This is a genomic window from Streptomyces sp. M92 (assembly GCF_028473745.1).
Classification (GTDB): domain Bacteria; phylum Actinomycetota; class Actinomycetes; order Streptomycetales; family Streptomycetaceae; genus Streptomyces.
In genome coordinates this window covers 6,698,339-6,720,030 of the sequence record NZ_CP101137.1, presented here as the reverse complement: position 1 = coordinate 6,720,030, position 21,692 = coordinate 6,698,339, and the positions used below count along the sequence as shown (strand labels likewise).

The window sequence follows — 21,692 nt, the reverse complement described above, 5'->3', positions numbered from 1 at the left end:
CCGGCCACGACCCCCGAAAGCCCCCGTCCCGCGACGGGGGCTTTCGCCGTCCGGTCGCCGGATTGGTCTTGACCAAGGGGGTGGGCCGCCTTATCGTCGCAGAGAACTGCAACAACCTTTAATAAACAAGGGCGTCAAAACGCCGCCGGACCACGGCGATTGCGGAGGACAGGGTGGGGACCACGCAGTTGGAATCGGTGCCGGAACCGAAGTACTGGCACCTCAGGACCGTACTGAGCGAGGCCCTGGACTCGGAGTTCTCGGTGGGCGAGATCCTCCCGAACGAGCGCGACCTCGCCGCCCGCTTCGGCGTCGCCCGTGCCACGCTCCGCCAGGCCCTGGAGCAGCTCGAACTGGAAGGCCGCCTCCAGCGCCGCCGCGGCGTCGGCACCACCGTCGCCCCGCCGCGCGTCGGCGTGGCCGTCGGCACCGCACAGCACGCCTGGCCGGGAACGGCCGACGACGCCTGGGAAGCCACCGGCTGCGAGCTCGCGGCGCCGCCCGCGGCGGTCGCCGAAGCCCTGGGCACCGCCCGCGACGAAACCGTGCACACCGTCCGCCGCTCCCGCGTGACGCACGGCCAGCCCGTCGCCGCCGAACTGCTCTACGTCCCGCCGTCCTCGGTGCCCGACCTGACCGCCATCGACACGCCCTCCGCGGCCGCACGCGCGCGTGCCGTCCTGCGCGAACTGCAGCGCGGCGAACTGGAGCGCCGGGACAGCGCCGTGGAGCTCGGATCGGCCGGCGCCGAGGACGCGAAGGAACTGGACCGCCTCCCGGGAGCGCCCGTCCTCGTCGTCACCACCCGCTACCTCGCCGAGGGCCGCACCGCCGCGCTCTCCGTCGCCACCTACCGCGCCGACACCTGCCGGCTGACCTTCGGGGACTCCGGCGACGTGGAGATCCACCACGGCCCCCAGACCCGGGCCTCCTGAGCCTGCCGGCCCGGACCCCCGCGGCTCAGCGCCGCGCCGTGGCGCCCTCCACGGCGAACAACTGCTCCTCGACGTGATCGAGGGCGAGGCGCAGCGCGCCCGTCGCCACGGCGGCCTCCCCGAGGAGGGACAGCGCGACCTTCGGCGGACGCAGGCAGTAGCGGGCCAGCTCGCGCCGCAACGGCTCCAGCACGTCGTCCAGGCCGGCCGCCCAGCCTCCGATGACGACCAGTTCGGGATCGAGGGCCAGCACCATCGCCGCCACGTCGTGCACCAACCGGTGGATGTACCGCTCGACGGCCGCGCGGGCCCGCTGGTCGCCCTGCCGGGCCTCGGCGAACACCTGGGCGACCGCCTGCTCGTCCAGCGGATGCAGCGGCTCGTCCGTGGTGGACAACAGCGTCTCCGGAGTCACGTCCCGGCCCAGCAGGTGCAGCGCGCCGGTCTCGCCCGCCGCCCCTCCGTACCCCCGGTGCAGCCGCCCGCCGATCAGCGACCCGGCCCCGGGGCTCAGCCCGGCCAGTACGAACACGATGTCGTCGGACTCGGTGGCGGCGCCCTTCCAGTGCTCGGCGACCGCCGCCGCGTTCGCGTCGTTCTCCACCAGCACCGGACACTTGAAGGAACGGCTCAGCCGCTCGCCCAGGCGCAGCCCCGTCCACTCGGGCAGCGCGGTGCACAGCCGCACCGTGCCGTCCGCCTCCACGATCCCCGGCGAGGCGGCGCCCACGGCCCGCAGCGAGCCACGCGCCACCCCGGCCCGGCGCAGCAGTTCGGCGACCGCGGTGCGCACCCGCTCCAGCCGCTCGTCGGCCGGCGCGCTCACGTCGACGTCCTTGGCCTGGGCGCCGATCACCCGGCCGTCCAGGTCGGACAGGAGCGCGGCCACGCGGTGCGGACCGATCTCCAGCCCCAGCAGATGCCCGGCCTCAGCCCGGAACCGGAACCGCCGCGCGGGCCGCCCCTGCCTGCGGGTCGTACGCTCGTCGACGGCCGCCTCCACGACCAGGCCCGCCTCGATCAGCCCCTCGACGACGCCCTCGACGGTGGGCCGGGACAGTCCGGTCACCCGAGTGATCTCGGTCAGCGTCGCGCAGTCCGTGGCCCGCAACGCGTGCAGCACCACGGCGGAGTTGATCCTCCGCAGCAGCGACGGGTCCCCACCGGTCAGCCCGCCCAACTCCGTCCTCCCAGCTCGTGCGCGTGTTGGGCGGATCGTACTCGGCCCGCTCCACCCCGGCGAGTGCCGGTCCCGCCCCTGCCCGGCGGGCCGTCACCTCACCCGGGTGCCACGAACCCCGACTCGTACGCCGCGATCACCGCCTGTGTGCGGTCCCGCGCCCCCAGCTTCCCCAGTACCGCGCTCACGTGCGACTTCACCGTCTCCGTGCCGACCACCAGCCGGGCGGCGATCTCCGCGTTCGACAGCCCGCGCGCCATCAGCCGCAGCACGTCGCCCTCCCGCTCGGTCAGCTGCGCCCGCTCCAGCACCGCGCGGGCGGCGCGGTTGCCGCCGTCGTCACCGTACTCGGCGGCCAGTTGCCGCACCGACGCCGGGAACAGCAGGGACTCGCCTTCCGCGATCAGCCGTACCGCGTGCACGATCTCGGCCGGGCGGGCCCGTTTCAGCAGGAACCCGTCGGCGCCCGCGCGCAGCGCCTCGTACACGTACTCGTCGTTCTCGAAGGTCGTGACCACGAGGATCTTCGGCGGGTCGGTCATCGTCCGCAGCAGCGCCCGTGTGGCCTCGATCCCGTCCAGCAGCGGCATCCGGACGTCCATGGCGACCACGTCCGGCCGCAGCTGCCGCACCAGCGGAATCACCGCCGCCCCGTCGGCCGCCTCCCCGACCACCTCGATGTCCGGCTGCGCCTCCAGCACAGCCCGCAGACCCGCGCGTACCAGGGGTTCGTCGTCGACGAGGAGCACTCTGACCGGCATCCGCCCAGCGTAGATCAGCCCGGCGGCAGCTCGACCAGCACCTCCCAGTCACCGGCGTCGCCGGGGCCCGTGCGCGCCCGCCCGCCCAGCAGCGCGACCCGCTCGCGTATCCCGCGCAGCCCGCTGCCACGACCGGGCGCGGCTCTTTCGTCCGGCAGCGGATTGCACACCTGAAGGGTGAGCGCGCCGTCGGTGACCTCGACGCGCACCCGGGTCGGCACCGCGCCCGCGTGCCGCAGCACATTGGTCAGTGCCTCCTGGAGGATGCGGTAGCCCTCTCGCGAGACCGGACCCGGCAGGGCCTCCAGCGGACCGGTGACCTCGGCGTCGACCTTGGCCCCGGAAGCGCGGGCGGACTCCAGGAGGCGGTCCGCGTCCGCGAGCGTCGGCCGGCCGCTCGCAGGCCGCTCGGCCTCCCGCAGGACGCCGAGCACCCGTTCCAGATCCTCCAGCGCGGCCCGGCCGGTCTCCTCGATCGCGGTCAGCGCTCGGTCGGTGAACTCGGGGCTGTTCGCCGCGCGGGCGGCCCCCGCCTGGATGACGGCGACGGTCAGCGCGTGGCCGATGGAGTCGTGCAGCTCGCGGGCGATGCGGTTGCGTTCCAGGAGCTGTTCGGTGCGCTCCTCCAGGGCGGTGAGCCGCTCGGCGGCGGAGGGACCGAGAAACGCGCGGGCCCCCGCCGTCGCCAGGAGGCCGAGGCCGACCACGGCGCCGTACAGGGCGAGGAGGGGGAGCGGCGCGAGGAGGGCGTACGCCCAGTGCGGCGCGGTGTCCCGCAGCACCGGGATGTCATCGACCCGGTGCCCGGCGGCGTGCCGGACCAGTTCGACGGAGAGGAGCGGCAGCCAGACGCAGGCACCCGAGACCAACAGACCCAGCAGCAGACGCCCTTGCAGCCACACCACCGTGCGCAGCCGGTCCCGCCAGGTCGCCGACGGGGCCACCGAGAAGCCGCCGTCGCCCTGACCCGGCGTGAGGAGCCACCGCGCCTGTAGCCCCTCGCCGGTCCGCACCGCCGGAATGAGGCCGACCGGGACTAGCAGGGCCGCCGGTACCCACATGTTCGTGTCGTCGATGAGCGCCCACACGCTCACGATCAGCATGGGCACCCACAGATAGACGAATCGTGTGTAGGTGGTGCCCAGGAACAACGGGCGCAGCAAGCGGAGCATTCGTTCATCGTGCCAGCCGCCACTGACACCCGGCTCCCCCGCACGGGGGAGACGATCTCCACCGGCGGGGGAGGACCCGCCCCCGTACGACCGGCACGCTGATGCCATGACCAGCATCGACGTCCAGAACCTCACCAAGGAGTACGGCACCCGGCGAGCCGTCGACGACCTCACCTTCACCGTCCGCCCCGGCCGCGTCACCGGCTTCCTCGGCCCCAACGGCGCCGGGAAGTCCACCACCATGCGCCTGGTCCTCGGCCTCGACCGGCCGACCTCCGGCACCGCGACCGTCGGCGGACGCCCCTACGCCGCCCTCCACGAGCCGCTGCGGCACGTCGGCGCCCTGCTCGACGCGGACGCCGCCCACGGCTCCCGCACCGGCCGGGACCACCTGCGCGTCCTGGCGGCGAGCAACCGCCTTCCCGCACGTCGGGTCGACGAGGTCCTGGAGGAGACCGGCATCGCGTCGGTGGCGCGCCGCCGGGTGAGGACGTACTCCCTGGGGATGCGCCAGCGGCTCGGCATCGCCGCCGCGCTGCTGGGCGATCCCGAGGTGGTGATGCTGGACGAGCCCTCCAACGGACTGGACCCCGAGGGCATCATCTGGATCCGTGAACTGCTGGGCCGGCTCGCGGCCGAGGGACGCACCGTCCTGGTCTCCAGCCACCTGATGAACGAGACCGCGTCCTTCGCCGACCATCTGGTCGTCCTCGGCCGGGGCCGACTGCTCGCCGACACTCCGATGCGGGAGTTCATCGACGCGCGCGTGCAGCCCAGTGTCCGCGTCCGGACCTCGGACCCCACCGCGCTCAAGGCCGCTCTCGCCCGGCACGGGCACGAGGCGGTGGAACACGACGACGGGTACTGGACCGTGCCGCACGCACGCGTGGACGACATCGGCCGCGCCGTGTCCGGTGCCGGCGTCCCGATTCTCGAACTGAGCTCGACGGAAGGCACCTTGGAGCAGGCCTACCTCGACCTGACGGCCACCGAGGCCGAGTTCACCGCACAGCCCCAGGAGGTCTGACCATGCACTTCGCACCCGTACTCCGCTCCGAGGCGCTCAAGGTGCTCACCCTGCGCTCGCTGTGCGGCACACTGCTGGCCGTGTTCGCCTGCACCACCGCCTTCTCCGCGCTGGCGGGGGTCTCCGACACCTCGGACCCGGACTTCGACCCGCTGTTCATGGCCCTCTCCGGCGTCATGCCCGGTCAGATCGCCGCCATCGCGTTCGGCGCCATGGTCGTGTCGGCCGAGTACCACGGCAACGGAATTCGCCTTTCCCTGGCCGCCGTTCCACAGCGCGGGCGGTGGTTCGCGGCGAAACTGGTCGTCGTCGCCGTACCGGCCCTCGTGGTCGGCCTGCTCACCTCGTTCACCGCCCTCGTCGCCGCCCGGGCGGGCCTCGGCGCGGCCGCGGACGGGCTCACCATGGGCGAGCAGGTGCGCGGTGTCGTGGGATGCGGGATCTACTTCATGCTGATGGCCCTGCTCGCGGCGGGCCTGACCGCCCTCTTCCGCAGTGGCGTGGCCACCCTGTCCACCCTGATCCCGTTCATCCTCATCATCGCCTTCGTGATCGGTGACGCGGCGGGCGGCGCCACGGAGTTCCTGCCGGACCAGGCCGGACAGGTGGTCATCCACCAGACGCACGACGGGATTCTGGGGCCCTGGGCGGGGCTCGCCGTGACAGCGGTTTGGGCGGGGGCCGCCCTGATCGCCGGTGCCTGGCGGCTGCGCGGCCGGGACGCCTGACGCCCCGCCAATTGTCAGTGGCGGCCGGTTTACTGGACGGCATGGACATCGCGCGGCACATCGCCCTCATCGACGAGCTGTGCTTCCGCCCCTTCCCGGCGGAGCACGGCCACTTCGTGGCGGTGCTGGAGAGCAGCCACGGCCTGCGCGACGGCGACCCGGGGGAGCGGGCGGCGACCGTGGAGCAGTACGAGAAGTACCGCGACGCCCTCCACGAGCGCTTCGCTACGCGCCGGGGGCAGGCGGAGCCCTGGAACCTGCGAACGGTCTGGAACCTGCAGACGGTCCTCCTGCGGACCGAGCGGGAGGAGATACCCGAGCCGTGGGCCGCCCTCAGCGCCCGTGCACGCCTGGCACACCTGTGGGAGGCCGAGGGGACCGGCCGCTGGGTCGCGGTCGCTGTCGCAGATGCGGACGAGAGCGACGAGGTGCAGTTGCTGGCCGTCGTCACCCGGGAGGCGCCCCCGTGATCCCGGACTACTCCTCCGTGTCCGCCGCCGCCCGCAGCCGCGCGAACTCCTCCGCCATGGTCTGCGCCGTCCAGTGCGCGTTGAGACCGCTGGGATTGGGCAGCACCCAGATCCGTGTGTCTCCGATCGTCCGTTCCTGGGGGCCGACCTGCGCCTTGCGGTCGTCGAACGCCGCGCGGTACGCGGTGACACCGACGACGGCCAGCCAACGCGGCCGCAGCCGCGCCACCTTCAGCGCCAGCAGCCGGCCGCCCTCCCGGTACTCCTCGGGGCTCAGCTCGTCCGCCCGCGCGCTGGCCCGCTGGACGACGTTCGTGATCCCGAGCCCGTACGCGAGCAGGTCCCCCTGCTCCGACGGCTTCAGCAGCCGCGGGGTGAACCCGGACAGATGAAGCACCGGCCAGAAGCGGTTGCCCGGGCGGGCGAAGTGGTGGCCGGTCGCCGCCGTCATCAGACCGGGGTTGATGCCGCAGAACAGCACGCGCAGGCCGTCCGCGACGACGTCCGGGACGAGACGGTCGCGGGCGGCCTCCAGCTCCGCCGGGGTGAAGCGCGTCAGAGGATCGCTCCGGGGGTGTATCCCGCGGCCTCCGGGCGCTGCTTCACGATCTCCTCGATCCGGCCGACGACGACGCCGACCTGGGCGGCCGCCGCGCCCGTGAAGGACAGCTTGTCGGCCATCAGCGCCTCCAGACCGGCCCGGTCCAGCGGGATGCGCTCGTCGGCGGCCAGCTTGTCGAGCAGTTCGTTGCGCTCGGCGCCCTGCTCGCGCATCGCCAGCGCGGAGGCGACGGCGTTCTCCTTGATCGCCTCGTGGGCGACCTCGCGGCCCACCCCGGCCCGCACCGCGCCCATCAGCACCTTGGTGGTGGCCAGGAACGGCAGGTAGCGGTCCAGCTCCCGGGCCACGACGGCCGGGAAGGCACCGAACTCGTCGAGCACGGTCAGGAACGTCTCCAGCAGCCCGTCCAGGGCGAAGAACGCGTCGGGCAGGGCCACCCGGCGCACCACCGAGCAGGACACGTCGCCCTCGTTCCACTGGTCGCCCGCCAGCTCGCCGGTCATCGACGCGTAGCCGCGCAGGATGACCATCAGGCCGTTGACGCGCTCGCAGGAGCGGGTGTTCATCTTGTGCGGCATCGCCGAGGAGCCGACCTGGCCGGGCTTGAAGCCCTCGGTGACCAGCTCGTGCCCCGCCATCAGCCGGACCGTCTTCGCCAGCGACGACGGTGCCGCCGCCAGCTGCACCAGCGCGGTGACGACCTCGTAGTCCAGAGAGCGCGGGTAGACCTGGCCGACCGAGGTGAACGCCTCGGAGAAGCCCAGGTGGCCGGCGATCCGCCGCTCCAGCTCCGCGAGCTTGTCCGCGTCCCCGCCGAGCAGGTCCAGCATGTCCTGCGCGGTGCCGACCGGGCCCTTGATGCCGCGCAGCGGGTAGCGGCCCAGCAGCTCCTCCACCCGGCCGTACGCCACCAGCAGCTCGTCGGCGGCGGTGGCGAACCGCTTGCCCAGCGTCGTGGCCTGCGCGGCGACGTTGTGGGAGCGGCCGGCCATGACCAGCTCGGCGTACTCGCCGGCCAGCTTGCCGAGGCGGACCAGGACGGCCACCGAGCGGTCGCGGATCAGCTCCAGCGACAGCCGGACCTGCAACTGCTCGACGTTCTCCGTCAGGTCCCGGGAGGTCATGCCCTTGTGCACGTGCTCGTGGCCGGCGAGGTCGTTGAACTCCTCGATCCGCGCCTTCACGTCGTGCCGGGTGACCTTCTCGCGCTCGGCGATCGAGGCGAGGTCGACCTGGTCGAGGACGCGCTCGTAGTCGGCGATCGCGGCGTCGGGCACCTCGATGCCGAGGTCCTTCTGGGCCCGCAGCACGGCGAGCCAGAGCTGCCGCTCCAGCCTCACCTTCTGCTCGGGCGACCAGAGCGTGGCGAGCTCGGCGGAGGCGTAGCGTCCGGCGAGGACGTTCGGGATGCGGGGCTTGGCGGGAGCGGAAGTCACGTAGCGGAAGTTTACTGGCGATTCCTGCAGGCCGACGCCACGGGGTTCCTCGTCGGAACCTACGAGAACGTCGTGACCTGGACGATCACGGCGTCAGGTCCTCGTACGGCAGCAGCTCCGGACGCTTCGCCGGACGCCCGTCACCGGACGAGCGGCCGGTCAGCCTGCGGCCGATCCAGGGCAGCAGGTGCTGCCGGGCGAACCGGACGTCCGCGGTGCGGCGCACGACCCAGCCCGGCGGCGGCGCGGGCGGGACCGGCGCGTGCCAGTCGGGGTCCTCGGGCTCGTAGCCGAGCGACTGCCACACGGCCTCCGCGACCCGGCGGTGCCCCTCGGCGGTCAGGTGCAACCGGTCCACGTCCCACAGGCGCGGGTCGGCCAGCGACTGGGCGCCGTACAGGTCGACGACCACGGCGCCGTGGCGCGCGGACAGGTCGTCGATGATCGCGAAGAGCGCCTCCATGCGCGGCCGGAACCGCTCCAGCACCGGCCCCTGGCGGCCCGGGCTGCGCATCAGCACCAGCTGCTCGCAGTTCGGCGCGAGCCGCTCCACGGCCTGCGTCAGCAGATCCCGTACCCGGGCCATGTCGCACTTGGGTCGCAGGGTGTCGTTGAGGCCGCCGACCAGGGTGATCACGTCGGCCCCCATGGCCGCTGCCACGTCGACCTGCTCGTCGACGATCTGTCCGATGAGCTTGCCGCGCACGGCGAGGTTCGCGTACCGGAAGCCGGGGGAGCGGGCCGCCATCCGTGCGGCGAGGAGGTCGGCCCAGCCCCGGTAGGAGCCGTCCGGGAGCAGGTCCGACATGCCCTCGGTGAAGGAGTCGCCGACGGCGACGAGACTGGTGTGGGTGGGGTTCGTCTGCATGGCGACAGAAATGGTAGCCCCACGCACATACCCGGCGGTCGGTCCCCCTCGGCTCCGTGGGGGCGAAGGGTCCGTTCGCGAGCCCGTTCCACCGGACGGGGCGCACCCCCTTCCGCCGGCCCCGCCGCAGGCGCCTGGTCCGGCGGCCCTGCGCTGGTCCGGTCGAGGGCCTTGGGCCGGGCCTGCCGCCGTTCCGGCTGCGGGCTCCCTTTCCGCCGGTCAGGCAGCGGCCCGTCTCCGCCGGTCCTGCCGAGCGTCTCGTCCGCCGGTCCGATCATGAGCCGCTTGCGGTCGTCCTGTCCCGAGGTCCGTCCGCCGGTCCTGCCCCGTGCCGCCTCCGGTCGTCCCGCCCCGAGCCCCGGCCGCCGGTCCGGCCACGGCCGGCCCCCGGGTTCAGGTCCGCTGTCCGAACAGCTCCCTCAGCACGTCCTCCATGGTCACCAGCCCCGCCAGCCGCCCGTCGGACCCGAGGACGGCCGCCAGATGGGTGCGGCTGCGGCGCATCGCGGTGAGCACGTCGTCCAGCGGAGTGCTCTCCCGTACCCGCGCGATGGGCCGCATGTCGCCGAGCCGGAACGGCAGGTTTCGCGGCGAGGCGTCCAGGGCGTCCTTCACGTGCAGGTAGCCGACGATGCGCCGCCCGTCGTCGACGACGGGGAAGCGGGAGAACCCGGACTGCGCCGACAGCCGCTCCAACTGCTCCGCGGTGATGCCCACGCGGGCGTGGACGACCCGCTCCAGCGGCAGCACCACGTCCCGCACCGGACGCCTGCCCAGCTCCAGCGCGTCGTGCAGCCGCTCCTGGGCCCGGTCGTCGATCAGCCCGGCCTCGCCGGCGTCCTTGACGATCTCGGCCAGTTCCGCGTCCGTGAAGGTCGCCGAGACCTCGTCCTTCGTCTCCACCCTGAGCAGCTTGAGCAGCGCGTTCGCGAAGGCGTTGATCGTGAAGATCACCGGGCGCAGCGCCCGCGACAGTGCCACCAGCGGAGGCCCGAGCAGCAGTGCGCTGCGCACCGGCTCGGCCAGGGCGATGTTCTTCGGGACCATCTCGCCCAGCAGCATGTGCAGATACGTCGCCAGCGCGAGGGCGATCACGAACGACACGGCGTGCCCCGCGCCGGAGGGCACGCCCACCGCGTGGAACACCGGTTCCAGCAGGTGCGCGATCGCCGGTTCGGCGACCACGCCGAGGACCAGCGTGCACAGGGTGATGCCGAGCTGGGCCGCCGCCATCAGGGCCGACACGTGCTTCAGACCCCACAGCACGCTCCTCGCCCGCCGGTCGCCCTCCTCGGCGTACGGCTCGACCTGGCTCCGGCGCACGGAGATCAAGGCGAACTCGGCGCCGACGAAGAACGCGTTGACGACGAGCGTCGCCAGACCGATCAGCAGCTGTACGGCCGTCACCGCCCCGCCTCCCCTTCGTCTGGGCCCTCGTCGTGCGCCCGCGCGTCCGCGAGCGGCGCGTGCAGCAGCACCCCGGCCGCCCTGCGTCCCGTGGCGTCCACGACGTCCAGCCGCCAGCCCGCGACCTCCAGGCTGTCCCCGACGGCGGGGATACGGCCGAGCCTGGCCGCGACCAGTCCGGCGACCGTCTCGTACGGCCCCTCGGGCACCTTGAGCCCCAGGCGGGCGAGCCGGTCCACGCGTGCCGCGCCGTCGGCCCGGTACAGCGCGCGGCCCTGCTCGTCGCTGCCGGCCGGGTCCAGCTCGGGCGTCTCGTGCGGATCGTGCTCGTCCCGCACCTCGCCGACGACCTCCTCGACGATGTCCTCCAGCGTCGCCACGCCCGCCGTCCCCCCGTACTCGTCGATCACGACGGCCATCGTGCGCCGCCCGGAGAGCCGGTCCAGCAGCCGGTCGACGGTCAGCGACTCCGGAACCAGCAGCGGCTCGCGCATCAGCTCGGCGACCGGCAGGCCCGCCCGCCGCTCGGCGGGCACCGCCAGTACGTCCTTGACGTGCGCGGTCCCCACCACGGCGTCGAGGGTGTCCCGGTAGACGGGGAACCGGGACAGCCCGGTCGCCCGCGTCGCGTTCGCCACGTCCTCGCAGGTCGCCCGGGCATCGAGGGCGACGACCTGGACGCGCGGGGTCATCACGTTCTGCGCGGTCAGGTCGGCGAGGTTCAGCGTCCGTACGAACAGCTCGGCGGTGTCGGCCTCCAGCGCGCCCTCCTTGGCCGAGTGCCGGGCGAGCGCCGCCAGTTCCTGCGGCCCACGGGCCGACGCCAGCTCCTCGGCGGGCTCGACGCCGAACCGGCGCACGAGCCGGTTGGCCGTGTTGTTCAGGTGGGTGATGAAGGGCCGGAAGGCCGCGCTGAACCAGCGTTGCGGGCCTCCCACCCGCCTCGCGACCGCCAGCGGGGAGGAGATCGCCCAGTTCTTCGGCACCAGCTCCCCGACGATCATCAGGAAGACCGTCGACAGGGCGGTGCCCAGCACCAGCGCCAGCGAGGAGGCCGCCGAGTCCGACATCCCCACGCTCTGGAGCGGACCCGAGATCAGCGCGGCGACCGAGGGCTCGGCGAGCATGCCGACCACCAGGTTGGTCACGGTGATGCCGAGCTGCGCCCCCGAAAGCTGGAACGTCAGGCTCCGTACGGCCTTCAGCGCGCTCGTCGCGCCCCGCTCGCCCCGTCGGGCGGCCCGCTCCAGTTCGCCGCGCTCCACGGTGGTCAGCGAGAACTCGGCCGCGACGAAGGCGCCGCACATGAGCGAGAGCAGGACCGCCACCAGCAGCAGGAGCACTTCCGTCATCGGGTCACCTCGGATCCATGATCGGCCAGGCCGCCGGAGTCCGCGCGATGTCGTGCGCCGACGGAGGCAGCGACGGAGGCACCGACCGGGGTGTCGCCGATGAGGGCTCGCTCATGTGCCGTCGGTCACAGCCTTTCGGTCGTCGAGGGAGTCGTCCGGCGAGTCGGTGAGGGAGCCGGTGAGGGGCTTCACCCAGCGTCGCCACTGTTCCTCGGGCGCGTACCCGGCGGCCCGCCAGGCATGCTGCGCCCGCTCGTTGCGCCGCAGCACCATCGCGTCCCCGCGGCGCCCGCCGAGCCGTACGAACCGTTCCTCCGCGGCGGCGAGCAGGGCCGAGGCGATCCCCTGGCGCCGGTGGCCGGGGTGCACGGCCAGCCGGTACAGATGACAGCGCCAGCCGTCGAAGCCGGCGATCACCGTGCCCACGAGGTCCCCGTCCCGCTCGGCCAGGATCAGCGCCTCGGGATCGCGGGCGACGAGCCGCTCCACTCCCTCCCGGTCGTCGCTGATGCTCGTCCCCTCGGCGGCCGTCTTCCAGAAGGCCAGTACGACGTCCAGGTCCTGGGGCCCGGCGGCCCGTACGCTCAGATCGGTCATGGCGCGATCCCACCACGCACGGCACGCGCCGACGTGCGAATTCCGGCATGCGGACGGCCGGGCCGGCCCGTGTCCCGGCGCTGCCGGAGTCCAGGGAGCGTCAGTCGCCGCGCAGCGCCCGCATCACCGGGGCGAAGGCCTCCATGTACGGCTCCAGCACCGACAGGTACGTGAACCCGTACCGCTCGCGCTGCGCCCGCACCCGCGCGGTGATCTCCTCGACGGTGCCCGCCAGGAGCACGGGCAGCTCCAGCACCTGGTCCGTGGTCGGGTCCGGCAGGTACTCGAGGAACGGCCGTACGGCTGCCTCGCGGTCCTTGGTCACGACGACCACCTGGATCAGCAGGTTCAGCTCGGCCGGTTCCTCGCGGTCCGCCGCGAAGCCCAGATACCGGGCGACGCGCTCGTCGAGCTCGTCGGCGGTGACCGGGGCCGGCTGCCGGTCGTACTGCCCCGCACCGTACGCCCGCCCGTGTGAACGCCGCGATGTCGGCGCGCCGGGCCGCCGGCTCCAGCATCCGGTCACCATTGCCGCCGATCAGCAGCGGCACCCCGGACCGCTGGGCCGGGCGCGGCAGGTGCTCCTCGTCGCCGAGCAGCCGCTCCAGCTCCTCGACGGTGCGCCGCAGGTGGTCCACCCGCTCGCCCGGCGAGCCGAACGGCAGCCCGGCCGTGTCGTGCTCCGCGGGCACGTAGCCGGTGCCCGGCCCGAGCTCCAGGCGCCCGCCCGTCAGGGCGTCCGTGGTGGCCACCTCCCGCGCCAGCAGGGCGGGGTTCCTGAAGGCGGCGTTGAGCACGAAGGTCCCCAGCCTGGGGCGATCGGTGTCCCGGGCCGCCGCGACGAGCGCCGGGAACGGGGCCACCATGCCGAGGTGGTCCGGGACCTGGATGACGTCGTACCCCAGTTCCTCGGCCCGCCGGCACTTCGCGCTCCACCCCTCGGCCGGCGCGGGGACCGTCAGATTGACACCGAAGCGGTACGGACGCGACATGAACTCTCCTCGCACGGACGGATGTCCGGGTCACGGCAGTCATCACCCGGGGGTGGCGGGCGCCGGCGCACGCCCATGCGCCGCAAGCGACACCGAGCCGACCTTGCCGCTGCTAGCGTTCCGGCGCTAGCTTCGGAGTATGGCGAAGACCAGGAAGGCCCAGCTGAACGTGCGGGTGGACGAGGGCACCGCCCGGGCCGCCCGGGAACGGGCCGTGGCGCGGGGAATGAGCGTCAACCGCTACATCGAGGAACTGGTCCGGCAGGACACCGGCGAGGCCGGCCGCACCTTCGTGGACGCGGCCGCCGACTTCATGCGGCAGTACGAGACGGTGTTCGCGGACGAGGTCGGCGAGGGCCGGGGCCGCCGCTGAGCCGTCACACGCACACGGATGAACGACCTCACGATCGACCTCGCCTGGCTGCTGATGCTCGCCGAACAGCGCACCCCCGGAGACCCCCAGGTCACCGACTGGGGCGCCCTCGTCGCGGCGGTCGCCCGCCACCGGGCCGAGATATTCGACACCCCCGTCTACGACGGCCCGCACGCCCGCGCGGCCGCGCTGCTCCAGCTGCTGATCCACGTTCCCGCCCTGGAACGCTCCAACGCCCTGTTCGCCTCCGCGGTCGCCTACGCCTACCTGGTCGCCAGCGGGGTCCCGATCGTCACCACGGCCGAGCAGGTCCGGGACCTGGCCCTGCTGGTCAAGAACGGTGACGCGTCGGTCGACGACATCGCGGACGAGCTGCGCCGGTGGAGCGCGTGACTACGCCCCGTCGCCGGGCGGACGCCACGCCGTGCCGAGCACGCAGTACGAACTCGGCAGCGCCGGCCCGTTCTCCGGCATCATGGTCCGCCGGTAGGGGCCCAGCGTGAACCCGGCCTCCCGCAGCGCGGTGATCGGCTCGCGGGACAGGTGGCAGCCGCCGCTGAGCGGGGGCCACAGCGTCCGGTCCAGCGCGCGCTGGGTGAAGGTCATCACCCGGCCGCCGCCCCGGCCGTGCTCGAAGAACCGAACCTCGCCGCCGGGCCGCAGCACCCGCCTCAGTTCGCTCAGCGCGCGTGGCACGTCGCGGACGCTGCACAGCACCAGCGACACCACGGCCGCGTCGAAGGCCTCGCTCTTGACCGGCAGCGCCTCCGCGGCGCCCGGTGCCACGTCCACCGGCACCTGGGCGCGCAGCGCCGCTTCCACGGCCAACTGGCGCAGCACGCGCTCCGGTTCGACGGCGACGACCTCGGAGACGGTGCCCGGGTAGTGGGCGAAGTTCAGCCCGTTGCCCGCGCCGACCTCGATCACCCGCCCGGACAGCCCGGCGAGCAGCCGCTGGCGCACGCGGCCCATGCCCATCCGGGTCTCGGCGCTCACGCTGAAACGGGCGTAGTAGCGGGCGAACAGCGGATGGTGCACGGCGTCCCGCGGCACCGCGTGGGAACGGGCGGATCGCAATGGCATGGGACCTCCCTCACGAGGTGGTGCCTTACCGCGATTGTCCCCCGCACCCACGCCCCGCACCCACCGCGCGGACGGCGGGTTCCGCCGCCGCCCGCCACGGCGGCCCCGCGCGAGCCCGCCGTCGAGGGCTCCACCCAGCGAGCCCTGTCGGTGCGCCGCACCAGCCACACGAGTCCGTCTCCTGCTCGATCCCGTTCGCGCAGGGCCGCCCCGCACTCCGTGAGCTCTCCGGCCTCGTCGACGAGACCGCGCCCGCGCAGCCGGTCCACCGCCGCGTCCCGCTCTCGCGGGTCAGGGAGCCTCGCGGCGCCCGAACGCCTCCGCGTCCCACGTCCCCTGCAGCCGCGGCGCCAGCCAGTGCGGTGCCGCCGACCGGAAGGCGGGCGGCGGGAGGGCCGCCGCGCCGGCGGGCACGGCGCCCAGGAGCGGCGCGCCGGCCACGTCGGGGAGGTCCGCCAGGTTGCAGCGTGCGGCCAGGTCCGGCGTCCCGGGCCAGCTGCCGATCACCACGCCCGGCAGTTCCAGGCCACGGGAGCGCAGCTCACGCGCGGTCAGCTCCGTGGTGTTCAGCGTGCCCAGGCCGGCGGAGGCCACCAGCAGCACCGGCGCGTCCAGCAGTCGGGCGACGTCCGCCAGCGTCCCGCCGGCCGCGTCGAAGCGTACGAGCAGCCCGCCCGCGCCCTCGACCAGCACCAGGTCGTGCTCGGTGGCCAGCTTGCCCGCCGCCTCGGCCACCTCGTGCGGGCGCACCGGTGCCCGGCCGGCCCGGCGCGCCGCCGTGGCCGGTGCCAGCGGCTCCGGATAGCGGGCGACCTCCGCCGCCGTCACGGCACCCGCGAGACGCGCGACCTCCCGCGCGTCCCCGGGTTCGTCCGGCCGTACGCCCGTCTGCGCGGCCTTCAGCACGGCCACCGACCGCCCGGCCGCCAGCGCTGTAGCGGCGACGGCCGCGGTCACGACCGTCTTGCCGATCTCCGTGCCCGTTCCCGTGATCACCAGTACCGGCATGTCATCCCTCCCGTGCCGCCGCGCACACCGCGCGGGCGATCCGTGCCACGTCCGCGTCGCCCGTGACGTACGGCGGCATGGTGTAGATCAGGTCGCGGAACGGCCGCAGCCACACGCCCTCGCGCACCGCCGCAGCGGTCGCCGCCCGCATGTCGACGGCGTGGTCGAGCTGGACCACACCGATCGCCCCGAGGACCCGTACGTCCGTCACGCCCGGCAGCGCGGCGGCGGGCGCCAGACCGTCCCGCAGGCCCGTCTCGATCCGCCTGACCTCCGCGAGCCAGTCCTGGCCGAGCAGCAGCCCGATCGACGCGCACGCCACGGCCGCCGCCAGCGGATTGCCCATGAACGTCGGCCCGTGGGCCAGCACCGGCACCTCGCCCCGCGAGATCCCCTCGGCCACCCGCGATGTGCACAGCGTGGCCGCCATCGTCAGATAACCGCCGGTCAGCGCCTTGCCCACGCACATCACGTCCGGCGTCACCGCCGCGTGCTCCGCCGCGAACAGCGCGCCCGTGCGCCCGAACCCGGTCGCGATCTCGTCGAAGACGAGCAGCACGTCGTGCGCGTCGCACGCCTCGCGCAGCACCCGCAGGTAAGCGGGGGAGTGGAAGCGCATCCCGCCCGCGCCCTGCACCACCGGCTCCACGATCACCGCGGCCAGCTCGTCGGCGTGCCGCTCGACCGCCGCGCGCAGGTGATCCGCGTACGTCTCCTCGTACTGCGCCGGCGGCGCGTCCGTGAAGACCTGGCGCGGCAGGACGCCCTGCCACAGCTCGTGCATGCCGCCCTCGGGGTCGCACACCGACATGGGCTGCCAGGTGTCGCCGTGATAGCCGCCGCGCCAGGTCAGCAGGCTGCTCTTGGCCGGGCGGCCCAGCGAGCGCCAGTACTGCAGGCACATCTTCACCGCGACCTCGACCGACACCGATCCGGAGTCGGCGAGGAAGACGTGCTCCAGTCCCTCGGGCGACATGTCGACAAGGAGTTTCGCCAGCCGCACGGCGGGCTCGTGGGTGAGCCCGCCGAACATCACGTGGCTCATCCGCTCCAGCTGCTCGCGCGCGGCCTCGTTCAGCACCGGGTGGTTGTAGCCGTGGATCGCCGACCACCAGGACGACATCCCGTCGACCAGCTCGCCCGAGCCGTCGGCCGGCCGCAGCCGCACCCCGCTCGCCGACTCCACGACGAGCGGGTCCTGCCGGCCGGGCATGGGACCGTACGGATGCCAGACGTGCCGCCGGTCGAGCGCCAGCAGCTCGTCCACGGTCAGTGCGGGCTCAGGCATTGGGCGCGAGGTCCGTTCCGGCACCACGACGGCGTACGGCGACCAGGTCCGTACGCGGTTCGCCCGCGACGGCGGGTTCGGCGGGCACGGTGGCACCGCGGCCGCCGGCACCCTCGGCCGGCACGGACCCGCAGACACCGCGGCCCTCGTGCGAGGACCCGCAGTCCCCGCCCTCCGCGTGCGAGCCGCAGCCGCCGCCCTCCCCGTGCGCCCCGCACCCGCCCCGGTCCGCGACCCGGTGCTCCGGCAGTGTCACCTCGCCGGCGCCCTCCACCTCGAACCCGGCGTCCGCGATCATCTCCAGGTCGGCATGGCCGGCCTGCCCCTCGCTGGTGAGGTAGTCACCGAGGAAGATGGAGTTGGCCAGGTTCAGGGCCAGCGGCTGCATCGTGCGCAGATGGACCTCGCGCCCGCCGGCGATGCGCACCTCGACGTCCGGGCAGACGAACCGCGTCATCGCCAGGATGCGCAGGCACCGCTGCGGGGTGAGGTGCCACTCCTTGGCGAGCGGCGTGCCCTCCATCGGGATCAGGAAGTTGACCGGCACCGAGTCGGGGTCGAGTTCGCGCAGCGAGAAGACCACGTCGACCAGGTCCTCGTCGCTCTCGCCCATGCCCGCGATCAGCCCGGAGCAGGCGGACAGCCCGGCGGCGTGCGCCTTGTTGACCGTGTCCACCCGGTCGGCGTACGTGTGCGTGGTCGTGATGTCCCCGTACGTCGCCTCGGACGTGTTGAGGTTGTGGTTGTAGGCGTCGGCGCCGGCCTCGCGCAGCCGTTCCGCCTGGCCGTCGGAGAGCAGGCCGAGGCACGCGCACACCTCGACGGCCTCGTTCTGCTCCTTGATGGCCTTGATGGTGTCCGAGACCCGGTCCACGTCCCGGTCGGTCGGACCGCGTCCGCTGGCCACCAGGCACACCCGCTTGGCGCCCCCGGCCACACCCGCCGCTGCGGCCTGCGAGGCCTGATCGGGCTTGAGCCAGGTGTACTTGAGGATCTCGGCCTTGGAGCCGAGCCGCTGCGAGCAGTAGGAGCAGTCCTCGGGGCACAGGCCCGACTTGAGGTTGACGAGGTAGTTGAGTTTCACCCGCCGCCCGAACCAGTGCCGGCGCACCTTGCCGGCCGCGGCCACCACATCGAGCAGGTCGTCGTCGGAAGTGGCGAGGACGGCAAGGGCCTCCTCGCGGGTCGGCGTCTCGCGCCGAAGCCCCTTGTCCACCAGCGTGTTCAGCAGGTCCATGAGAGCCGATCCTGTCCTAAGTGGCCGCCCCGGGCCAAGGAGAGTTTGCACAACACTGACAGATCACCGTGTGGGTATTGCCACACCTCGCGGGGGTGGCGGTACCGCTATCGTCTGTCCATTGCCTACAAAACCCCGGAGGACTCACCCATGGCGTTCGGCTGGATCGACGAGCAGGCCCGGGCGCGCCGCCGGGCGGGCCTCGTCCGGATTCTGCGCCCCCGTCCGGCCGACTCGCCGCTGCTGGACCTGGCGAGCAACGACTACCTCGGACTGGCCCGGCACCCGGAGGTCACCGAGGGGGCGGCGCGGGCCGCGCGGCGCTGGGGCGCCGGCGCGACCGGCTCCCGGCTGGTGACCGGCACGACCGAGCTGCACGCCGAACTCGAACACGAACTGGCCGACTTCTGCGGCTTCGAGGCCGCCCTCGTCTTCTCCTCCGGCTACGCGGCCAACCTCGCCGCGGTCACCGCCCTGGCCCCGCACGGCTCCCTCGTCGTCTCCGACGCCGGCAACCACGCCTCCCTGATCGACGGCTGCCGGCTGGCGCGCGGCACGACCCAGGTGGTCGGGCACGCCGACCCGGACGCCGTGCGCAAGGCGCTGGCGACGCACGACGGCCCCGCCGTCACGGTGTCCGACACGGTCTTCTCGGTCGACGGCGACGCCGCGCCGCTGGCCGCGCTCGCCGGGGCGTGCCGGGACTACGGGGCCGGGCTGGTCGTCGACGACGCGCACGGTCTCGGTGTGCTCGGCGAGGGCGGCCGGGGCGCCGCGCACGCGGCGGGCCTCGCGGGCGCCGACGACGTCGTCGTGACGGTGACGCTCTCCAAGTCGCTCGGCAGCCAGGGCGGTGCCGTGCTCGGGCCCGCCCGGGTGATCGAGCATCTGGTCAACGCGGCCAGGACGTTCATCTTCGACACCGGTCTCGCCCCCGCGGCGGCGGGCGGGGCGCTGGCGGCGCTGACGCTGCTGCGCCGCGAGCCCGAGCGGGCGGCGCGGGCGCGTGCGGTGGCGGCCGGACTGCACGCACGCCTGACCGCCGAGGGCCATCGCGCGGTACGTCCGGACGCCGCGGTCGTCTCGGTGCGCGCCCCCTCCCCGGAGGGGGCCGTACGGTGGGCGGCCGACTGCCGTGCGGCCGGCCTGGCCGTGGGCTGCTTCCGCCCTCCTTCCGTGCCCGACGGCGTCTCACGGCTCAGGCTGACCGCTCGTGCGGACCTCTCCGGGGAACAGATCGAACGCGCTGTACGGGTCATCGGCGAAACGCGACCATGAGTCGGCGTGACACGGCCGTGCGCCGACCGACGACCGACCGGATCAGTGGCGGTGGACCGAGGCGGTGAACGACGCCCAGCTCCCGGGGGAGAAGAGCAGCGCGGGTCCGGCCGGGTCCTTGGAGTCGCGCACGGCGAGCAGGCCGGCCCAGGGGCCGGCCGACGGCCGGGCCGTCTCCACACAGTTGTTCGCCCCGGTGCTGTAGCTGCTGCGCAGCCAGCGCGCGCCGGGCAACTCGGTACTGACGGGGATGTTCCGCACACGTGCCGTCGCGGTTCCTGACGTGGTGCCTGACATGGTGCCTCCTTACGCGCCCGCCGCGGTCGCGGCGATGAAGTCCAACGAGTCCTCGGGCGAAAGGGCATGAACCAGAAGGGCGTTGAAGGCCTCTGTGTAGGCCTCTAGGTCTTCTTTCCGTTCGAGATGCAGGCTACTCGTCAAGTGGTCGAGAACAACCACGTCGAGATCAGAAGTGCTCGAAAAAGAGAAGATTACGAAAGGGCCGGTGACACCGATGTGCGCCCCGGCGGCGAACGGCAGTACCCGGAGCCGGACATGGGGCAGGCGCGCGGCCTCGACCAGCCGCTCCAGCTGGCGGGCCATGACACCGGGTCCGCCGACCTCACGGCGCAGCACCGCCTCGTCCAGGACCGCGCTCAGCCGGAGCGGTGGCTCGGCCCGCAGCACGTCCTGCCGGGCCAGTCGGACCTCCACCAGCGTGTCCAGCCGTTCCTCCGGCAGTCCGTCCGCCGCGGCGCGCGTCACCGCGCGGGCGTACTCCGGTGTCTGGAGAAGGCCGGGGACCACCGTGGTCTCCAGGGTGCGCATCGCGCTCGCCTGGGATTCCAGGCTGATGAAGTCCCGGTAGGTCGGCGGGAGTACCCCGCGATAGGCGTGCCACCAGTCGTTCCGGCCGCCGCCCTGCCCGTCGGTGCCGGCCAGTACCACCAGCAGCTCCCGCAGCTGGGCGTCGTCCACGCCGTAGGCGTCCAGCAGTAACCGCACGTCGGCCGGTTTCGCCCCGCTCGTGCCGGTCTCGATCCGGCTGACCTTCGACTGGTGCCAGCCCACCAGGCGGGCCGCCTCACCGCTGGTGATCCCCGCCGACGTGCGCAGGGCGCGCAGTTCGGCGCCCAGCTTCCGGCGGCGCACCACGGGACCGTGCTGCATGGGCCACTCCTCTACTCCTTATGAGCCGCCCGAATACGCTCTGCCGTCGCAGAGTTCACCGCATCGAGCGACAGATATATGCATATCTTGGTGGATCGCCGCCCATCACCGCCCCGGTGATGGCAGTCTGACGGCGAAGCACCAGTCCGGGACCGTACTCGAACCATCCGCTCCGTGTCGGGCTGCGGTCCCGTGGGAAAGGGACGACGTCGCCATGGCAGACCATCTGGAAGCATCCGTCACTCTGCCGAGCGATCCGGCCTCGGTGGCCGCCGCGCGGACCTATGTGGTCGGCACACTGGCGGAGTGGGGCCTGCCGGCGGAGGCGGAGGTGTCCGAGACCGTCCGGCTCATCGTCTCGGAGCTGGCGACCAACGCGGTCCAGCACACCTTCGGCCAGTCGCCCACCTTCACCGTGGACCTGGCGCTCGACCGCGACGAGCGGCTGCGCATCGGCGTCACCGACAGCCATCCGCGCTTCCCCAAACGCCTGCCGGCCGCCGTCCAGCAGGACAACGGCCGGGGCATGGTGATCATTCGCTGGCTGACGGCGGAGTGCGGCGGCAAGCTGAGGGTGCGCCCCACGCGGGAGGGGGGCAAGACCGTCTCCATCGAACTTCCCTGGACACCTCCGGACCGCGCGGTTCAGCCCGAACCGGCCGCGGTCGCGGGGCGGTGCGCGGGCACCCAGGAGCCCAGGCGGTGACGCGGAGGCCCGGCACGCGCGCATCCGGTACCCGGGGCGGGTGACGGCGGATCAGGGCACCG

At 73.4% G+C, this 21,692-nt stretch carries 24 protein-coding genes; 8 read left to right on the top strand and 16 right to left on the bottom strand.

The window, feature by feature from the left end:
• Nucleotides 1–173: 173 nt before the first annotated feature.
• The gene (locus M6G08_RS30985; RefSeq protein WP_272590436.1) at nucleotides 174–935 is read left to right on the top strand and encodes a GntR family transcriptional regulator; all 762 of its coding nucleotides are present in this window, start codon (nucleotides 174–176) and stop codon (nucleotides 933–935) included.
• Nucleotides 936–960: 25 nt separating this feature from the next.
• Here the strand turns inward: M6G08_RS30985 and M6G08_RS30980 are convergent, their stop codons facing one another.
• From M6G08_RS30980 to M6G08_RS30970, 3 genes are all read right to left on the bottom strand, one after another.
• Nucleotides 961–2,115: an ROK family transcriptional regulator gene (locus tag M6G08_RS30980; protein WP_272590435.1), complete on the bottom strand. Its 1,155-nt coding sequence runs from the start codon at nucleotides 2,113–2,115 to the stop codon at nucleotides 961–963.
• Between the two features lie 98 nt (nucleotides 2,116–2,213).
• Nucleotides 2,214–2,876 carry a response regulator transcription factor gene (locus M6G08_RS30975; RefSeq protein ID WP_272590434.1) on the bottom strand — a complete coding sequence of 221 codons (663 nt, stop codon included), beginning with the start codon at nucleotides 2,874–2,876 and terminating at the stop codon, nucleotides 2,214–2,216.
• 14 nt (nucleotides 2,877–2,890) lie between these two features.
• Complete coding sequence (locus tag M6G08_RS30970) at nucleotides 2,891–4,048, bottom strand: sensor histidine kinase (RefSeq protein WP_272590433.1); 1,158 nt, start codon at nucleotides 4,046–4,048, stop codon at nucleotides 2,891–2,893.
• A 106-nt stretch (nucleotides 4,049–4,154) separates the two neighbouring features.
• Between M6G08_RS30970 and M6G08_RS30965 the strand changes: the two genes are divergently transcribed.
• Genes M6G08_RS30965 through M6G08_RS30955 form a run of 3 tightly spaced genes read left to right on the top strand, consistent with a single transcriptional unit; the run spans nucleotide 4,155 to nucleotide 6,273 of the window.
• Nucleotides 4,155–5,075: an ABC transporter ATP-binding protein gene (locus M6G08_RS30965; protein WP_272590432.1), complete on the top strand. Its 921-nt coding sequence runs from the start codon at nucleotides 4,155–4,157 to the stop codon at nucleotides 5,073–5,075.
• A gap of 2 nt (nucleotides 5,076–5,077) precedes the next feature.
• Nucleotides 5,078–5,803 (top strand): ABC transporter permease, encoded by a 726-nt coding sequence (locus tag M6G08_RS30960; RefSeq protein WP_272590431.1) that lies wholly within the window; start codon nucleotides 5,078–5,080, stop codon nucleotides 5,801–5,803.
• 41 nt (nucleotides 5,804–5,844) lie between these two features.
• Nucleotides 5,845–6,273, top strand: coding sequence for a hypothetical protein (locus tag M6G08_RS30955; protein ID WP_272590430.1), 429 nt, complete (start codon nucleotides 5,845–5,847; stop codon nucleotides 6,271–6,273).
• 7 nt (nucleotides 6,274–6,280) lie between these two features.
• Here the strand turns inward: M6G08_RS30955 and mug are convergent, their stop codons facing one another.
• From mug to M6G08_RS30920, 7 genes are all read right to left on the bottom strand, one after another.
• Nucleotides 6,281–6,832, bottom strand: coding sequence for a G/U mismatch-specific DNA glycosylase (gene mug / locus M6G08_RS30950; protein ID WP_272591482.1), 552 nt, complete (start codon nucleotides 6,830–6,832; stop codon nucleotides 6,281–6,283).
• Complete coding sequence (gene purB / locus M6G08_RS30945) at nucleotides 6,829–8,271, bottom strand: adenylosuccinate lyase (protein ID WP_272590429.1); 1,443 nt, start codon at nucleotides 8,269–8,271, stop codon at nucleotides 6,829–6,831. The genes mug and purB overlap by 4 nt, the downstream gene beginning before the upstream one ends.
• Before the next feature lie 85 nt (nucleotides 8,272–8,356).
• Nucleotides 8,357–9,139: an SGNH/GDSL hydrolase family protein gene (locus tag M6G08_RS30940; protein WP_272590428.1), complete on the bottom strand. Its 783-nt coding sequence runs from the start codon at nucleotides 9,137–9,139 to the stop codon at nucleotides 8,357–8,359.
• A gap of 393 nt (nucleotides 9,140–9,532) precedes the next feature.
• A complete protein-coding gene (locus M6G08_RS30935; RefSeq protein ID WP_272590427.1) occupies nucleotides 9,533–10,546 on the bottom strand; it encodes a hemolysin family protein in 1,014 nt (337 codons plus the stop codon).
• Nucleotides 10,543–11,898, bottom strand: coding sequence for a hemolysin family protein (locus M6G08_RS30930; RefSeq protein ID WP_272590426.1), 1,356 nt, complete (start codon nucleotides 11,896–11,898; stop codon nucleotides 10,543–10,545). Before M6G08_RS30930 ends, M6G08_RS30935 begins: the two co-directional genes overlap by 4 nt.
• A gap of 111 nt (nucleotides 11,899–12,009) precedes the next feature.
• A complete protein-coding gene (locus tag M6G08_RS30925; RefSeq protein WP_272590425.1) occupies nucleotides 12,010–12,495 on the bottom strand; it encodes a GNAT family N-acetyltransferase in 486 nt (161 codons plus the stop codon).
• Complete coding sequence (locus tag M6G08_RS30920) at nucleotides 12,492–13,487, bottom strand: TIGR03621 family F420-dependent LLM class oxidoreductase (protein WP_272590424.1); 996 nt, start codon at nucleotides 13,485–13,487, stop codon at nucleotides 12,492–12,494. Before M6G08_RS30920 ends, M6G08_RS30925 begins: the two co-directional genes overlap by 4 nt.
• 139 nt (nucleotides 13,488–13,626) lie before the next feature.
• On the opposite strand from M6G08_RS30920, the gene M6G08_RS30915 reads away from it, so the two are divergent.
• Together M6G08_RS30915 and M6G08_RS30910 are read left to right on the top strand one after the other, a co-directional pair.
• Nucleotides 13,627–13,860, top strand: a complete 234-nt coding sequence (locus M6G08_RS30915; RefSeq protein WP_272590423.1) for a toxin-antitoxin system HicB family antitoxin — start codon at nucleotides 13,627–13,629, stop codon at nucleotides 13,858–13,860.
• Between the two features lie 18 nt (nucleotides 13,861–13,878).
• Nucleotides 13,879–14,253 (top strand): fic family toxin-antitoxin system, toxin component, encoded by a 375-nt coding sequence (locus M6G08_RS30910; protein WP_272590422.1) that lies wholly within the window; start codon nucleotides 13,879–13,881, stop codon nucleotides 14,251–14,253.
• Here the strand turns inward: M6G08_RS30910 and M6G08_RS30905 are convergent, their stop codons facing one another.
• From M6G08_RS30905 to bioB, 4 genes are all read right to left on the bottom strand, one after another.
• Entirely contained in the window at nucleotides 14,254–14,943 is a 690-nt protein-coding gene (locus tag M6G08_RS30905; RefSeq protein WP_272590421.1) for a class I SAM-dependent methyltransferase, read from the bottom strand. It abuts the gene before it with no gap.
• Between the two features lie 291 nt (nucleotides 14,944–15,234).
• Nucleotides 15,235–15,951, bottom strand: coding sequence for a dethiobiotin synthase (gene bioD, locus M6G08_RS30900; protein ID WP_272590420.1), 717 nt, complete (start codon nucleotides 15,949–15,951; stop codon nucleotides 15,235–15,237).
• 1 nt (nucleotide 15,952) lies between these two features.
• Nucleotides 15,953–17,239: an adenosylmethionine--8-amino-7-oxononanoate transaminase gene (gene bioA / locus M6G08_RS30895; protein ID WP_272590419.1), complete on the bottom strand. Its 1,287-nt coding sequence runs from the start codon at nucleotides 17,237–17,239 to the stop codon at nucleotides 15,953–15,955.
• Entirely contained in the window at nucleotides 17,232–18,476 is a 1,245-nt protein-coding gene (bioB, locus tag M6G08_RS30890) for a biotin synthase BioB (protein WP_272590418.1), read from the bottom strand. The genes bioA and bioB overlap by 8 nt, the downstream gene beginning before the upstream one ends.
• A gap of 150 nt (nucleotides 18,477–18,626) precedes the next feature.
• Between bioB and M6G08_RS30885 the strand changes: the two genes are divergently transcribed.
• A complete protein-coding gene (locus M6G08_RS30885) occupies nucleotides 18,627–19,754 on the top strand; it encodes an 8-amino-7-oxononanoate synthase (protein WP_272590417.1) in 1,128 nt (375 codons plus the stop codon).
• Nucleotides 19,755–19,796: 42 nt separating this feature from the next.
• Here M6G08_RS30885 and M6G08_RS30880 read toward each other — a convergent pair whose 3' ends face one another.
• Nucleotides 19,797–20,051: a DUF397 domain-containing protein gene (locus tag M6G08_RS30880; protein ID WP_073731341.1), complete on the bottom strand. Its 255-nt coding sequence runs from the start codon at nucleotides 20,049–20,051 to the stop codon at nucleotides 19,797–19,799.
• A gap of 9 nt (nucleotides 20,052–20,060) precedes the next feature.
• Nucleotides 20,061–20,924 carry a helix-turn-helix domain-containing protein gene (locus M6G08_RS30875; protein WP_073731340.1) on the bottom strand — a complete coding sequence of 288 codons (864 nt, stop codon included), beginning with the start codon at nucleotides 20,922–20,924 and terminating at the stop codon, nucleotides 20,061–20,063.
• 214 nt (nucleotides 20,925–21,138) lie between these two features.
• Here M6G08_RS30875 and M6G08_RS30870 point away from each other — a divergent pair, with 214 nt between their 5' ends.
• On the top strand, nucleotides 21,139–21,630 hold the full coding sequence (locus M6G08_RS30870; RefSeq protein WP_272590416.1) for an ATP-binding protein: 492 nt from the start codon (nucleotides 21,139–21,141) through the stop codon (nucleotides 21,628–21,630).
• Nucleotides 21,631–21,692 lie beyond the last annotated feature (62 nt).

What these genes read in the sequence shown, in the direction of transcription:
- M6G08_RS30975 (WP_272590434.1), bottom strand. Translation starts at nt 2,876, where the DNA reads ATGCCGGTCAGAGTGCTCCTCGTCGACGACGAACCCCTGGTACGCGCG.
- M6G08_RS30970 (WP_272590433.1), bottom strand. Translation starts at nt 4,048, where the DNA reads ATGCTCCGCTTGCTGCGCCCGTTGTTCCTGGGCACCACCTACACACGA.
- M6G08_RS30965 (WP_272590432.1), top strand. Translation starts at nt 4,155, where the DNA reads ATGACCAGCATCGACGTCCAGAACCTCACCAAGGAGTACGGCACCCGG.
- M6G08_RS30960 (WP_272590431.1), top strand. Translation starts at nt 5,078, where the DNA reads ATGCACTTCGCACCCGTACTCCGCTCCGAGGCGCTCAAGGTGCTCACC.
- M6G08_RS30955 (WP_272590430.1), top strand. Translation starts at nt 5,845, where the DNA reads ATGGACATCGCGCGGCACATCGCCCTCATCGACGAGCTGTGCTTCCGC.
- M6G08_RS30940 (WP_272590428.1), bottom strand. Translation starts at nt 9,139, where the DNA reads ATGCAGACGAACCCCACCCACACCAGTCTCGTCGCCGTCGGCGACTCC.
- M6G08_RS30930 (WP_272590426.1), bottom strand. Translation starts at nt 11,898, where the DNA reads ATGACGGAAGTGCTCCTGCTGCTGGTGGCGGTCCTGCTCTCGCTCATG.
- M6G08_RS30925 (WP_272590425.1), bottom strand. Translation starts at nt 12,495, where the DNA reads ATGACCGATCTGAGCGTACGGGCCGCCGGGCCCCAGGACCTGGACGTC.
- M6G08_RS30920 (WP_272590424.1), bottom strand. Translation starts at nt 13,487, where the DNA reads ATGTCGCGTCCGTACCGCTTCGGTGTCAATCTGACGGTCCCCGCGCCG.
- M6G08_RS30915 (WP_272590423.1), top strand. Translation starts at nt 13,627, where the DNA reads ATGGCGAAGACCAGGAAGGCCCAGCTGAACGTGCGGGTGGACGAGGGC.
- M6G08_RS30910 (WP_272590422.1), top strand. Translation starts at nt 13,879, where the DNA reads ATGAACGACCTCACGATCGACCTCGCCTGGCTGCTGATGCTCGCCGAA.
- M6G08_RS30905 (WP_272590421.1), bottom strand. Translation starts at nt 14,943, where the DNA reads ATGCCATTGCGATCCGCCCGTTCCCACGCGGTGCCGCGGGACGCCGTG.
- bioD (WP_272590420.1), bottom strand. Translation starts at nt 15,951, where the DNA reads ATGCCGGTACTGGTGATCACGGGAACGGGCACGGAGATCGGCAAGACG.
- bioA (WP_272590419.1), bottom strand. Translation starts at nt 17,239, where the DNA reads ATGCCTGAGCCCGCACTGACCGTGGACGAGCTGCTGGCGCTCGACCGG.
- bioB (WP_272590418.1), bottom strand. Translation starts at nt 18,476, where the DNA reads ATGGACCTGCTGAACACGCTGGTGGACAAGGGGCTTCGGCGCGAGACG.
- M6G08_RS30885 (WP_272590417.1), top strand. Translation starts at nt 18,627, where the DNA reads ATGGCGTTCGGCTGGATCGACGAGCAGGCCCGGGCGCGCCGCCGGGCG.
- M6G08_RS30880 (WP_073731341.1), bottom strand. Translation starts at nt 20,051, where the DNA reads ATGTCAGGCACCACGTCAGGAACCGCGACGGCACGTGTGCGGAACATC.
- M6G08_RS30875 (WP_073731340.1), bottom strand. Translation starts at nt 20,924, where the DNA reads ATGCAGCACGGTCCCGTGGTGCGCCGCCGGAAGCTGGGCGCCGAACTG.
- M6G08_RS30870 (WP_272590416.1), top strand. Translation starts at nt 21,139, where the DNA reads ATGGCAGACCATCTGGAAGCATCCGTCACTCTGCCGAGCGATCCGGCC.